This is a genomic window from Ruegeria sp. AD2(2025) (assembly GCF_056542385.1).
On the sequence record NZ_JBQFZS010000003.1, the window covers coordinates 128,980 to 142,331 of the forward strand.

The 13,352-nt window shown below is 56.1% G+C and carries 10 protein-coding genes and 1 pseudogene; 1 reads left to right on the forward strand and 10 read right to left on the reverse strand.

All coding sequences use genetic code 11. The features are described from left to right. Window positions 1-58: 58 nt before the first annotated feature. Window positions 59-541, forward strand: coding sequence for a hypothetical protein (locus tag ACR1XV_RS08070; protein WP_480530079.1), 483 nt, complete (start codon window positions 59-61; stop codon window positions 539-541). Window positions 542-950: 409 nt separating this feature from the next. Here the strand turns inward: ACR1XV_RS08070 and ACR1XV_RS08075 are convergent, their stop codons facing one another. The 10 genes and pseudogenes from ACR1XV_RS08075 to iolD form a co-directional block, all read right to left on the reverse strand. After that, window positions 951-1,940: a hypothetical protein gene (locus ACR1XV_RS08075; protein WP_480530081.1), complete on the reverse strand. Its 990-nt coding sequence runs from the start codon at window positions 1,938-1,940 to the stop codon at window positions 951-953. Then, window positions 1,915-3,339, reverse strand: a complete 1,425-nt coding sequence (locus ACR1XV_RS08080; protein ID WP_480530083.1) for an MBOAT family O-acyltransferase — start codon at window positions 3,337-3,339, stop codon at window positions 1,915-1,917. Before ACR1XV_RS08080 ends, ACR1XV_RS08075 begins: the two co-directional genes overlap by 26 nt. Further along, window positions 3,339-4,361 carry a sterol desaturase family protein gene (locus ACR1XV_RS08085; RefSeq protein ID WP_480530085.1) on the reverse strand — a complete coding sequence of 341 codons (1,023 nt, stop codon included), beginning with the start codon at window positions 4,359-4,361 and terminating at the stop codon, window positions 3,339-3,341. Before ACR1XV_RS08085 ends, ACR1XV_RS08080 begins: the two co-directional genes overlap by 1 nt. 208 nt (window positions 4,362-4,569) lie before the next feature. Then, window positions 4,570-5,325 (reverse strand): annotated as a pseudogene (locus tag ACR1XV_RS08090) (IS5 family transposase). A 1,588-nt stretch (window positions 5,326-6,913) separates the two neighbouring features. Then, entirely contained in the window at window positions 6,914-7,903 is a 990-nt protein-coding gene (gene iolG / locus ACR1XV_RS08095) for an inositol 2-dehydrogenase (protein ID WP_480530087.1), read from the reverse strand. A gap of 1 nt (window position 7,904) precedes the next feature. After that, a complete protein-coding gene (locus ACR1XV_RS08100) occupies window positions 7,905-8,735 on the reverse strand; it encodes a class II fructose-bisphosphate aldolase (RefSeq protein ID WP_480530089.1) in 831 nt (276 codons plus the stop codon). Beyond that, window positions 8,732-9,589, reverse strand: a complete 858-nt coding sequence (locus ACR1XV_RS08105) for a 5-deoxy-glucuronate isomerase (RefSeq protein WP_480522159.1) — start codon at window positions 9,587-9,589, stop codon at window positions 8,732-8,734. The genes ACR1XV_RS08100 and ACR1XV_RS08105 overlap by 4 nt, the downstream gene beginning before the upstream one ends. Before the next feature lie 12 nt (window positions 9,590-9,601). After that, window positions 9,602-10,579, reverse strand: coding sequence for a 5-dehydro-2-deoxygluconokinase (gene iolC / locus ACR1XV_RS08110; RefSeq protein ID WP_480530091.1), 978 nt, complete (start codon window positions 10,577-10,579; stop codon window positions 9,602-9,604). Further along, complete coding sequence (locus tag ACR1XV_RS08115; protein WP_480530093.1) at window positions 10,576-11,415, reverse strand: phytanoyl-CoA dioxygenase family protein; 840 nt, start codon at window positions 11,413-11,415, stop codon at window positions 10,576-10,578. Before ACR1XV_RS08115 ends, iolC begins: the two co-directional genes overlap by 4 nt. Next, a complete protein-coding gene (gene iolD, locus ACR1XV_RS08120; protein WP_480530095.1) occupies window positions 11,415-13,283 on the reverse strand; it encodes a 3D-(3,5/4)-trihydroxycyclohexane-1,2-dione acylhydrolase (decyclizing) in 1,869 nt (622 codons plus the stop codon). Before iolD ends, ACR1XV_RS08115 begins: the two co-directional genes overlap by 1 nt. Window positions 13,284-13,352: the final 69 nt, after the last annotated feature.

Here is a 13,352-nt window from a genome sequence, read left to right on the forward strand (position 1 = left end):
GGGTCGGCATCTAGATACAACTTCATGCATAACAACGATTCCAACTCTGGAGGTAATTATGAGTGTTTCGGCCAAGCTTTTCGGAGCAGCAGCAATATTGAGTGCTCACGCAGTCACTGCAGCCGCACAAGCCACCAACAATGCATCAGAAGCCGAGAGTTATCTGTTCATTGAAACCGCTGATCGCGCCACGCTAACGGACGGCACCATGACTTTGCACGGAGTAAATTCCGATGTTCCCATTTTTGCGGATCGGCCCTACCGTAATGCGGGGCAGATCAGCCGCGCTGACTTGTTAGACGCGTGGAGCAAGGGACAGGACAGCTTTGAGTCGGATCCACCTAATGCAGCGATTACAGGTAGTATTGACGGAAAGCAGATTGTCCTGATCGCCGAAATTAAACAGCCCAAAGCGGATGGTGACTGGGTCAGCTATGACGTTAACATTCTAGAGGGATCCGAATTCTCCGAGCTGAATAATCTGGTCATGGTGATAGATGATAATTTCATACAGGATCTCTTATGCTGGCCTTATTGCTGATAGGACCTTTTGCCCTGACGGATGAGAGTTTTGAGTAAAGTCTGGGACTTTGACCCACATCGCCAGCAAGGCAGACATCAGCATAAGGCGGTCGATGTGCCCCAACTATGATTGCTCAAGACTTGGCCCATCAGGGTGACGCTGTCTTGACTCACCGCGCTACAGCAGGGGTAAGCAAGCCCAATCTGCCTATGGACTTGCAGAAAACCTTTTCATTGAACGTATAGATTTCCCCTTTTAGTAGATCTACTATGTATTGATATTTTTTTGGATATTTTCGCTACACAGACGATGTGTAGCGTGGCGAGTGACGCAGAAAATCTGAACTTTCAAGCGATCGAGGTCAGCAGAGAGACCTGATCCGCCATTCTTAAGTTTCGCGCTCGTGGTGCAGAACTCGTTGTTGACTTCAGTTTTTGACTCTCTGACCTGAGCCCGCAGGTGACGGGAGGTGAACTGGAGTTTGTCCGACAGCACCCACTCCGAAACACGCGTTTAGAAGGCGCGGTGAAAACGCCAAAGCACCCAAGGAATTGAGATGGTCGACATCTCTAAACAACCGGCGTTCTGTTATGGCCCGTCGGGCGTCCACGAAACGTGCGCCAACCCGCGCTGCTTGCGCTGCGAAGAATTCGACCTCGGTCTCGTGACCTGTGGCGCCCATTGCATCTGAATAGTCGTTCGAAACAGGATAGCTGACCAGACATAGTTTCGCGCCTTGCGCAGCAAGCCAATCCAGTAACGCCCCATACTCCACGAGTGTCCTTTCCACTGCGGCGGATTCGACCACACGATGACGCACGCGTCTAAGTTGAGCATCGAACATGCGCTTACGTTCTGGAACAGCCGAAAGATCACCTTCCGATAACAACGAACCAGAGGCCGTAATTGTGACTTTTGAGGTGAGACGCCCGCCTCCTCGCAAGAAGGCTGCCCAATACGCAAGCGCGCGGACCCGGTGGCGCTCTAATAGAAGATAGAAGTTGGCTTGATCGCTCTGAAGGTTGCGACCCGCATAGACGCGGTAAGGGGCAAGCAAATGTGGGTCTGCTTGTAGGATAACGCGTTCTGGAGTATGCGCGTCGAAGTAGGATTTGACCTTGGCTGACATGTCCTCGATATTTTCTGAAGGAAAGGCAAGATTTACAAATCCATCTGTCGCGTGGAACCCCCGTGCTACATGACTGTCACCAAATGCCGCATCTGGGGCGTTCGCATTCCTCAAAAGCTGGATATGTGCCGCGCGGGTGTCATGAGGTATTACTTCTGTTCGGATCAACCATTCCGTCAATCCCACCAGACCTACAAGTGCAGTTGCGCAACTGGCGAAAAACGCAACTAAGGCGGGTGCCGCGTTGCGAGAGCGTCCTGCTTCAGAACTGGAAGTAGATGAACGCATTGCTGCCACTCAGATAGGTTTTGAAGAGAGAAACCGCGGCAAGTAAGCCAGCGATACGCGCAAAATTTATGGATGACGGAGCGCCGGAAGTTGCCGTTTGCAGGCGCTTGGTGATTTCCATTGCATTCGGCATGAACCAAACCAGCAAGCCGCTGAGCGCGACGAGTACCACAGCCGCATCCGCGGATGCGAATATCTGCAAATCCCACGCAGCAGGAGTTGTAATGCCGAGCATGGCCCGCACGATCGACCCCGCCTGATCAAAACTCTGAGCGCGGAAAAACACCCAAGCAAAAATCACGCATAGGAATGTCAGAATGGTGCTTGGCAAAGCGGGTAGACGCAGGGTGCCGTGCCGCGCGAAGAGGTGGGCGACGGTCAGATAAAGCCCATGCAACGCCCCCCAGAATACAAATTGCCATCCCGCGCCATGCCATAACCCACCCAACAACATGACAATCCAAAGGTTGGCATATCGCCGTGCCGGGCCCACGCGGTTCCCTCCCAGCGGAAAGTAAAGATAATCGCGAAGGAATGAGGAAAGGGTGATGTTCCAGCGCTTCCAGAACTCCACGATACTACGTGATTTGTACGGAGACCAGAAGTTCACTGGCAGCTTGAGGCCGAAGATCAAACTAAGCCCTAGGGCCATGTCGGAGTAACCCGAAAAGTCAAAGTAAATCTGGAAGGTGTAACACAGCATGCCGAGCCAAGCTTCCGCCAAGCTTATGGCGACTCCCATGGACTGCGCCAGAAAGAGCGTGTCGACGTGGATAGCCAGATTATCCGCGAGAAGAGTTTTCTTGGCCAAGCCCATAGAAAACAGGATTACGCCCGCTGTCACATCTTCTGCGTCAAATTTAGCAAAACGGGAATAGCTAAGCTGCGGGATCAACTCTTTGTGGTGAACGATGGGACCCGCAATCAACTGCGGGAAAAAGCTGATCAAGAACACATAATCTAGCAGTGAGCCACTACGTGTCTTTCCCTGATAAATGTCAACTAGATAAGCGATCTGCTGGAAGGTAAAAAAGGAGATGCCAAGAGGCAAGAGAACCGCCGTAATTCCGGTATCAGTGCCCGTCACAGCGACGACTAGTTCCGCGAGAAATCCAGCGTATTTGAACCATCCCAGCAGTGCTAGATTGATAGCTATCCCTAATGTCGCCATGGCTCGGCTGCGCGTATGCGAGATGAAGGATCCAATCGCAAAATTGAAGCCGATTGTTGCAGCCAGCAAGCCAAGGTATGGTGGGTAATACCACCCGTAGAACACAAAGGATCCAACCGCGAGATAGGCAACGACCGCCCGGGCCCCCCAAATGCGTGCCGTCAGCATTGCACCGGCAATTGCAATCGGCAAAAATCCGATGAGGAAAGGAAGCGATGAGAAAAGCACTAAGGCTCGCCGATATCGGACTGTAGCGGTCTGTGCGCAGGAGTGCCCACGAAGTGCCGCCAAATTTTGACTATGGGTGTAATGTATAGTCCAAATAGCGTTCGGTACTCGGGTATTTCGTCATCTTCGAGCCCGAATTCCATGCGCTCTTCGTGCCGAGGACAATAGAGTGTGCCAAGCAGCATGTCCCAGAATGAGAATATGTGGCCAAAGTTTTTGTCGTAGTGGACTTTGGCTTTGCTGTGATGTACTTGATGCTGCGCAGGCGAGATGAAAATGCGGTTCCAGAAATCACCGTAGGAAATCCAGATATGGCTATGGCGCAGATTGTAACCTAACAAGCGCCAAATCCAGATGCCGACGAGTGTGCCAAATACATATAGTGGCATCACGTTTTGCCCCAAAACCAAAGCCCAAATGCCAATACCTCCGCCGATCACAAACGCCGCTACCATAGCACCGAATAGCGCCTCGACCGGATGGCGTCGCAGAGCGGTCGCAGGTGTCATAACTTCAGCGGAGTGGTGAACTTTATGCAGTTCCCACAGTACGGGGACCTTGTGCTTTAGGTAGTGGGTGTATGTCGAAGCGAAGTCCCACAGGAGAATAATGTAGACCGTATAAAGGACACGCAGTCCCAAGGAAACTTCGGCGCTTTCTATTTTTAGGCCAAGTGCCGCTCCGGTTCCTACGATGGCGTTGGACACGACAGCGGGGCTTAGGAACGTCGAGAAGGCAATCGCAAAAAGTACGATTTGATTGATGGCGAAAACGAAGTAGTCCAGTTTCGCCGAGTCGTGCAGAAAGATGCGACGTGGGAATAGAAGTATCATGGTTCGGCGGAAGCGGATTTTTGTGACACCGGTCTTCCGCCAACGCCGATACACGACAATAGCAAACGCGATTGCGAAGGCGACAAAGAGAGGCAGAATGCTCAGGAAATGCCCCGGGTCGAACAGGATACCAATCGTCAAATTCCAAAGGGTCGCCAATTTATCGGCAATTACCTCGCCCGACTGCATGATATCACTCCGGTAAGTGTCCAACTTCGTGGAACTCACCACCAAAATATGGCTTCATTTTGTTCGAATGCGGGACAATTTCGGCCTTGAGGCGCTTTTGTTGAGCGGCTTGGCGGTTGAATTCGAATTGGAGCCGCCACGTCTTGCGCGATACCGGCGCGAAGGTAGTAGCTGACAAAATGCCCTAAGGTCAGGACTCGTTGTTGTTTCATAGCCAGAATATGACAGTGGCGGCGAGAGCGATGGCGGCGAGGAATACCTTTGGGCACCTGTCATAGCGGGTTGCCACACGCCGCCAATCCTTGAGCCTGCCGAACATAATCTCGATCCGATTGCGCCGTTTGTAGCGGCGTTTGTCATATTTGACGGTGGCCTTGCGTTGCTTCCCACCAGGGATACATGCGCGTATCCCCTGTCTTTCAGGGCTTCTCTGAACCAATCGGCGTCGTAACCTCGATCTCCGAGCAGCCAGTCGACATTGGGCAGACTGCTCAAAAGGGCCTTTGCCCCGATATAATCACTCACATGCCCGGCGGTAACAAAGAGGTTCAAAGGTCGCCCTTTGCTGTCACAGATGGCGTGCAACTTGGTATTCATACCGCCTTTGGTTTTGCCAATCAGGCGACCGCGTCCCCCTTTTTGATGCCCAAACTGGACGCTGTGCGGTGGGCTTTCAGATAGGTGGCGTCGATCATGATCGTCTTCTCTTCGCCATGCTCAGCGGCCAGACCGACCATCATCTGGGCAAAGATGCCTTTGTCACTCCATCGTTTCCAACGGTTGTATAGGGTCTTGTGCGGCCCGTACTCCTTGGGCGCATCCCGCCACCGTAAACCATTGCGGTTGATGAAGATAATCCCACTCAACACACGCCGGTCATCGACCGAGGCTTGCCGTGGGACTTGGGGAAATAGGGCTCTAGACGCGCCATCTGCGCATCGCTCAGCCAGAAAAGGTCAGACATGTCACCACTCGGTTTTCGAACGATGAATCATGCCGAAAAGCGGAAATCAATGGGTCCTGAACCTAGATGGCTGCTCCGATCCTCATTATCCAATCCCATTCGCAGTTAGCGTTAGCAAACTGACTTGATCGGCCACGTACTGCCAAATTGCGCCTTCGTCTACACAGTCGCAAAAAACTGCCGCGCATGTCCTTTTTGTTTGATCAGATGGGATTTGCCCTTGAGTGCCGATCATCCCGAACGTTTTGTAGCGCCGCGCCCGCGACCGTATGAGCGAAACTTGAACACGTATCGCCTTACGTCTGATGGCAACAGTTCGACGCCAATCCGGAAAAATTGCCGTCTCACAGAAAACTGGCTGTGTCTTCGCCACACTTAGCGCTGTCGATTTGTCGTTTAGTCAGCTTCACACGCTGTGGTTCCTCAAAACAGCTACGGCAATTACCCTACAACCGTCGAGCGTAGCACTTTGTGACATAGAGTAATAGGATAGTGAGAATAAGTTTCAATAAAATTACTTTTATTCAATTGATTACACATAAAAATGGTGCTGTGTAGAAAGCCACGAGAACCGTTGAACTAATTTTTGATCCGCGGGACGCAGGTTCGAACCCTGCGCTGTTCACCACTTTCTCACAAAAACAAACTTTACGATCTGAGCGACATCCTTTGGATGTGTGGTAACTCCACAAAGAGGCCAAATTCGAGGCCATCAAATTTTTTTTTGGTTACGTTTGGATTGAGGATTTCCCTGGCGTCATCAGCGGTGGGCCGCTTGGCATGCCTTGCGTATTTCTGGGTCTGTTGCAGGTTTGAGGGTAGCCACTTTCAAGATCTTCCTTGAGCTTTCGCAGGACAAAAGCTGACAGTTCACTTGAGCCGCACGATTGCTTCCCCAAACTATATGACTTTGAAGTTCCAATTGTACGTTTGAACGCGGCGATTGCCTTTTCCGGACGGCTAACGAGCCGCGCTTGAGCCGATGAGCCGATAAGCAGCGTCTGGTCATCAGACACACCCACGACTGAAGGCGTCTAAACACTTAGATCTGCACCAGTCAAGAGATCGACACTACCGTCCTCACGCAGCACCGAGATCAGCGAGTGGGTCGTCCCCAGATCAATACCGACAGCTAACATACGCTATGCTGGGGAAGCGTTTGCCAAGCGTCGAAAACGTATACGGAGATCAATGCGCTATTCTAGGGAATTCGCAAAAAAACCGTTTGATTTCAATGCGGTTAAGTTCCTGCACAACTCACCATTATTCTGAAAGGAATCGGAGCGGACAATCATGCCTCGCTTGCCTCTGCGCCTTGTTGAGGGGCTGGCGAGGGGGTCGGGCCAGCCCCTCTCAAGGGGATCAACGGATCGGTGTAAGTGGTCCGTTATGGTTAAGCTACCGCATTCCCGGGTCGGTGAATATTGGGGGTTCCCCGTAGGGCGCAAAATTAATCTGTCAGACACATTCCCGACATCTCGGATGGATACCACGCAAGGGCGGCGCGCCTGGAAGATGTCTGACGATTTCTTGAGGGGGTACGAGTTTGGTGCGTCGCACCCTGCGGGCCTAGACCCACAGGACGACTTCAGCCGAGGTCAACCACGCTTCCTTGCTTCAAGGAGCGGTCCGCGGCATCCGCAAGAACCTGCGCGCGCAACCCGTCCACGATCCCGGGCGAAACATCTCCGGACGTGCCAATCGCCTCAACGAAATGGGTCATCTCGGCGCGATAGGCCGCCTCATAGCGTTCCAGAAAGAAATGCTGGGCAGGGGCTCTGCGAAAGCCGTCGGAGGTTGCGACTTCGACCGCGTTTTCCAGCATGTTTTCAGCCCGCAACAGGCCTTTTTCCCCATGCACCTCGATCCGTTGATCATAGCCATAGCTGGCCCGGCGCGAGTTCGAGATTTGGCAGATCTTGCCGCTGGCCGTTGTTAACGTAACGGCCGCAGTATCGACGTCTCCGGCCTTGCCGATTGCGGGGTCGACCAGAGAAGAGCCGACGGCGTAAACCGTTACAGGCTCTTCACCCAGCAGGAAACGCGCCATGTCCAGATCGTGGATCATCATATCGCGGAACAACCCACCCGAGCTTTCGATATAGCTGATCGGCGGTGGTGAGGGATCGCGGGACAGGATGGTGACGATCTCGACCTCGCCGATTTCTCCGGCGGCGATGCGGGATTGGATGTTGGCAAAGCTGGGGTCAAAGCGGCGGTTGAAGGCGGTCATGAAGGGGACGCCCGCCGCCTCGACCACTTTGATGCAGTCGCGGATGCGATCAGCGGACATATCAACGGGTTTTTCGCAGAAGATCGCCTTGCCCGCACGGGCCGCTCGGTGAATCAGGTCGTAATGGGTGTCGGTTGGGGTTCCGATAACGACGGCATCGACATCCGCGCTTTCGATCAGGCTTTCCGCCGACAGGATCTGAGCACCGGTTTTGTCAGCCAGCTCCTCAGCTGGTTCCGAGAAGGCGTCTGCCACGGCTGTGATCCGTGCACCATCAATCTGCGTGACCGAGCGGGCATGCACCTGCCCGATCCGTCCACATCCCAGCAATCCAATATTCAGCATGTCATGCCCCTTTGAAGGCCTGTAGAACGCGGCGGGTTGCTTCGACCACCGGTTCATGTGTGTCTTTCAGGATAAGAACGCGGTCGAACCGGTCCGGATCAGTATTCACCGACGCGCGCAGGGCGTGGCCAAAGGCCATTCGCAACTCGGTTCCGATGTTGAACTTGCAGATCTTCGATCCGCGCGCCAGCGCCGTGCGCTGCGCCACCGGCACGCCCGATCCGCCATGGATCACCAAAGGCACCTCGGTGACGGCTTCGATGGCGCGAATGCGGGCCTCGTCCAGCCCGCCTTCCTTGTTCTGCTGCAGATGCACATTGCCGACCGAGATCGCCATTGCATCCACGCCCGTCTCACGGGCAAATTGCGCGGCCTCCTCAGGGTCGGTGCCATCCGAGCCTTCGCCCCCGGAATAGCCGACAAAGCCAATCTCTCCCTCGCAGGAAACCCCGGCAGAATGGGCCATTTTGACAATCGCAGCGGTCTCAGAGATATTTTGGGCCAGAGGTTTGCGCGAGCCGTCGAACATAACCGACGTAAATCCGCTGTCGATGGCAATGCGGCAGTCCTCATGGGTATACCCGTGATCCAGATGGGCCACGACCGGCACGCTGGCCCCTTCGGCTAGATGCCGGAACATTTTGCCCAAGACCGGCAGCGGTGTGTGCTCGCGGCAGGACGGGCCGGCTTGCAGGATGATCGGCACGTCTTCGGCCTCAGCTGCGGCCACATAGGCGCGCATGTCTTCCCAGCCCAGCGTCACCAGCCCGGCCACGGCATAGCCGTCACGCAGCGCGGGTTGGAGGACGTCCGATAATGTCACAAGGCTCATTTGAACTTGGCCACCATGTCCATGATGCCGGGGATCGTGTGCAGCTGATCCGCATGGGTCGGCTGGAAATACTGCTTGAGCGAGCGTTGGCTGAGGCCACCAAGGATGGTGAAATAATACATCTCGTACCCAGGCAGAACCGCGCAGGGATGATAACCCTTATCCAGCAGGATCGTTGAGCCGTCCATGATGTGATAGGCATCGCCCGGCTTGTTGTCCTCGCGCTGCAGCATCTGAACGCCCGAGCCATGGTTGGGTCGGAAGCGGAAATTGTAGGTCTCGTCATGGCGGGTTTCGATCATCTCGCCATCGTCGCCTTTGCGGTCGGTGTCATGTTTGTGGCTGGGAAAGCCGGACCAGCCGCCCTGACCCACGGTATAAAGCTCGGACACCAGCAAGCGACCCACCTTGTCGTGGTGGTTTGCACCCAGAATGTGTTTGATCTTGCGGTGGGTTTTGGTGTCGTCCGAGCCATATTGCACCAGATCCAGCTCGGGCACGCGGACGTCAAAAGGCTCCAGCACGCGGTCGAATTTTGCGCCAGCGATGAAGGTTTCGGTTTCATCCGTCACGCAGCTGATACGCACCTTGGCTCCGACGGGGACATAAACGCCTTCGGGTTCGCCGTCCCAGACGTCGATGGTGCGGTTGCCGAGGTTGGTATAGATCGCGCCGTCCACATCGACATCCACGGTACCGGTGGCGGGCACGATACAGGTCTCATAGCCCGGCACAGCATATTCGAACACCTCGCCCTTTTTCAGTTTGACGATGTTGAAATAGTTCAGCGGCACCAGATCATGGTCGGCATCAACGATGGGTTTGTTCTGGTTGTCATGGGGCGCGATATGCATCTGCGTCTCCTTTCAGGTATCCGTGGGGCCCGGGTGCCGGGCCAGAAATTCATCCAGTTCGGGCGTGGTCGGCATGGCCCCGGCACAACCGGGTTTCGACACGACGATGGAGGCACAGGCCGAGCCGCGCAGAACCGCGTTGCGCAAGCCGTGCCCGGCGGCGATCGAGGCGAGAAGGCCGGCCAGAAAACTGTCGCCCGCGCCGTTGGGCTTTACGGCGGTAACGGGGTAGATGCCGGTCCGGACCTCTTGCCCGTCCGCCAGCGTAATGGCCCCTTCGTGGCCCATCTTGTAGATCACCATTTTGCCGTTGGCCGCCAGTTCGCGGGCCTTGTCCAAGCCCTTTTCGATGCCGCCGGCCATAAAGCCGAACTCTTCATCATTGCCGACGATCAGATCGCTTTCGTTGCCCGCCCGGGTCAGAACATCCGAGGCGACGTCCGGCGACGGCCAGCTATAGGGGCGGTAATCGATGTCGAAGATCACCGGCAGGCCTGCAGCACGAGCGTTTTCGAACGCGCGGAACGTGGCCGAGCGGGAAGGCTCGGCCGCAAACACCGTGCCTGCCGTGATCAGGGCCGAGAATGCGCTGTAGTCGACCGCGTCCATATCCGCCTCGGTCACCTGAAAATCAGCGGCCCCGTTGCGATAGATGACGTTCTGGAAATCCTCGATACAGCTTTCATAAACGGCAAGGGAGGTGCGCGCCTCCCCCCCCACGGCACGGATGAAACGGGTATCCACACCGTAATCCTGCAGCCGGTTCACGCAGAACCGCCCAACGGCGTCGTCCGAGACCGAGGTGATCAGCGCCGCTTGCGACCCCAGCTTGACCAGCCCCGCGCAGATATTGGCGCTGGAACCACCGAGATCGGCACGAAACACCTGTGCGTCTTCGCTTTTGGTGCCGACCGGGTCGGCGAACATGTCCATCCCGGCCCGGCCAAACACGGCAAAGCGATTGCCTTTTATGCCTTCGATCAGAGTCACTTGCGCCCCTCGGTATTGCCAGCCCGCGCGGTGTCCAGCACCTCGGGGTAGGGATAGTTCAGACCCAGCAATTGCCGCATGTCAGGGCTGGCCTGATCAATGAAATCCTGCGGCAGGGCGGCGGGCATATCCTCCATCGGCTTGACCCATTTTGGCAGGTACTGGATCAGGATCGCGCTGCGGTCGTGATCTGCATTGTTCGGCATCGCGCAATGCCATGTGACACCATAAAACAGAGCTACATCGCCCGGCTCTCCGGTCATGCGGTCGCATCTATCATAGAACCTGTCTTCAGGCGTCGGATAGCGCAGCTCTTTCTGCGAACCGGGCACATAGCCGGTCGCGCCGCTTTCTTCGGTGAACGGGTCCAGCAGGACCGAGACCTGCGCGTTCATCGGAAACGACCCATTCAGACCAACAGGATGCGTTTCGGGGCTGTGAAAATCCCAATAGGGATAGTCCACATGCGGTTCCTGCCCCGGCCCGCCGGGCAGGATGCGATTTGCGGCGATCGAGCCCATGATGAATTCGGTGCCCAGAAACTTGCGCAGGATCTTCATCAGCACCGGATGCGCTGCCATGCGCGCGAACACGTCGCCCTTGGCCAACAGGTTCCACACCCGGCGTTGCAGATTCAGCTTGCCGTCTTCTTCTGCAGCGCCCTGAAAATGGGTCACTTTCTCGGCGGCTGTCTCGGATTCGGCCATGATGATGGCGCGCGCCTCGGCGACCTCCTCGGGTGTGAACAGGCCCGATATGGCAACCGCGCCACCGCCGTTCAGCAATTCATCGACGATGATGTCAGGATCGGCTGTTTCTGCTGTGAACCGTTTCATCACACCCCCTTACGCTGCTTTTCACGCGTGGATTCCCATTCGACATGCGCATCGCGGACCTTCTCATCCGCCGAGGTGTGGGGGGTTCCGACCTCCCACCAGGCGTGGCCTTCGGTTGTCCAACCCTCATAGGCGTCCACATCCATGACGATCACATAGGTCTTGTCGCTGGCCTTGGCGCGCTTGAACGCCTCGGCCAGCTCTGCCGGGTTCGCGACCTTTTCGCTGGTCGCCCCCATCGAGGCTGCATGGGCCGCGAAATCGACGCCAAAGGTTTCGGGGATGGTGGGACAATCCTCCAGCAGGTTGTTGAAGCTTTCATTGCCCGTGTTGTTCTGCAGCTTGTTGATGACCGCAAAGCCGCCATTGTCTAACACCAGAACGATCATCTTCTTCCGACTCAGAACCGAGGAATAGATGTCTGAATTCAGCATCAGGTAAGACCCGTCACCGCAGAAGGTGATGGTGTCCTTGTCGGGCTCGCGCTCGGACTGGGCAATGCGCGCGCCCCATGCGCCTGCGATCTCGTACCCCATGCAGGAGAAGCCGAATTCGACATCGACTGTGCCGATATCCAATGTGCGCCAGTTGGCGGTGACTTCTGCAGGCAGCCCTCCGGCAGCGGCGACCACACGGTCGCGGGTATCGCAAAGCCCGTTCACGACACCGATGGCCTGCGCGTAGGAATTCGGGCGGTTTCCGTACGAGACATTCTCGGCCACATAGGCATCCCACTTGCGCCGCTCGTCTTGCGCCTGCGAAACCCAATCCTGCGGTGCTGTGTAGTCTACAGCTTTTGTCAGAGCCTGAATCGATAGCTTGGCATCGCCAACAACCGGGAGCGACATGTGCTTGCCCGCATCATGCCGTGCGGCGTTGATCGAGATGAACTGAGCATCCTTGGCAAACGCCGTCCACGACCCGGTCGTGAAATCCTGCAGGCGGGTTCCGATGGCGACGATCACATCGGCCTGCTCAGCAATCGCGTTGGCACTGTCCGATCCAGTGACGCCGATCGGGCCGATATTCAACGGATGGGTCGCCAGCATATTGGCGCGGCCTGCGATGGTTTCGACGACCGGAATCTGGTGCTTCTCGGCAAACTCGGTCAACTCGGCCACGGCTTGCGAGTACTGCACGCCGCCACCTGCGATGATCATCGGGCGTTTCGCTCCGGCCAGAGCGGCGACTGCATCGGCAACCTCACCCGCATCGGGCGCTTGGCGGCGAATACGATGCACCTTCTTCTCAAAGAATTTCACCGGATAGTCATAGGTCCAACCCTGCACATCCTGCGGCAGCCCAAGGAACGCGGGCCCGCAATCACCCGGGTCCAGCATCGTCGCGATGGCAGCGGGTAGCGATTGAATAACCTGCGCCGGATGGGTGATGCGATCCCAGTACCGACTGACCGGTTTGAACGCGTCATTCAGGCCAAAGGTCGGATCGTTGAAATTCTCCATCTGTTGCAGAACCGGGTCCGGCAGACGGGTGATGAAGGTGTCTCCGCACAACATCAGCATCGGCAGGCGGTTGGCATGGGCCAGTCCGGCGGCGGTCAGCAGATTCGCTGTGCCGGGCCCTGCGCTGGCGGTGCAGAACATGAACCGCTGACGCAGCCACTGTTTGGCATAGCCCGCAGCGGCGAACCCCATGCTTTGTTCGTTCTGTCCGCGATACAGCGGCAGTTCGTCCCGCACCGTATTCAGCGCCTCTCCAAGGCAGGTCACATTGCCATGGCCGAAAATCCCGAAACCTCCGCCGCATAGGCGATATTCCTGCCCGTCGATCTCGATGAACTGGTTCGACAGCCAGCGAATGATCGCCTGCGCCGTTGTCAGGTAAACAGTGTCGTGTTGCGCGGACATGTCTGCGGGCTCCTTCAGGAAAATTATGGGTGCTGTGCCGAATGCAGCTTGCGAGAGTCCTATTCTCAC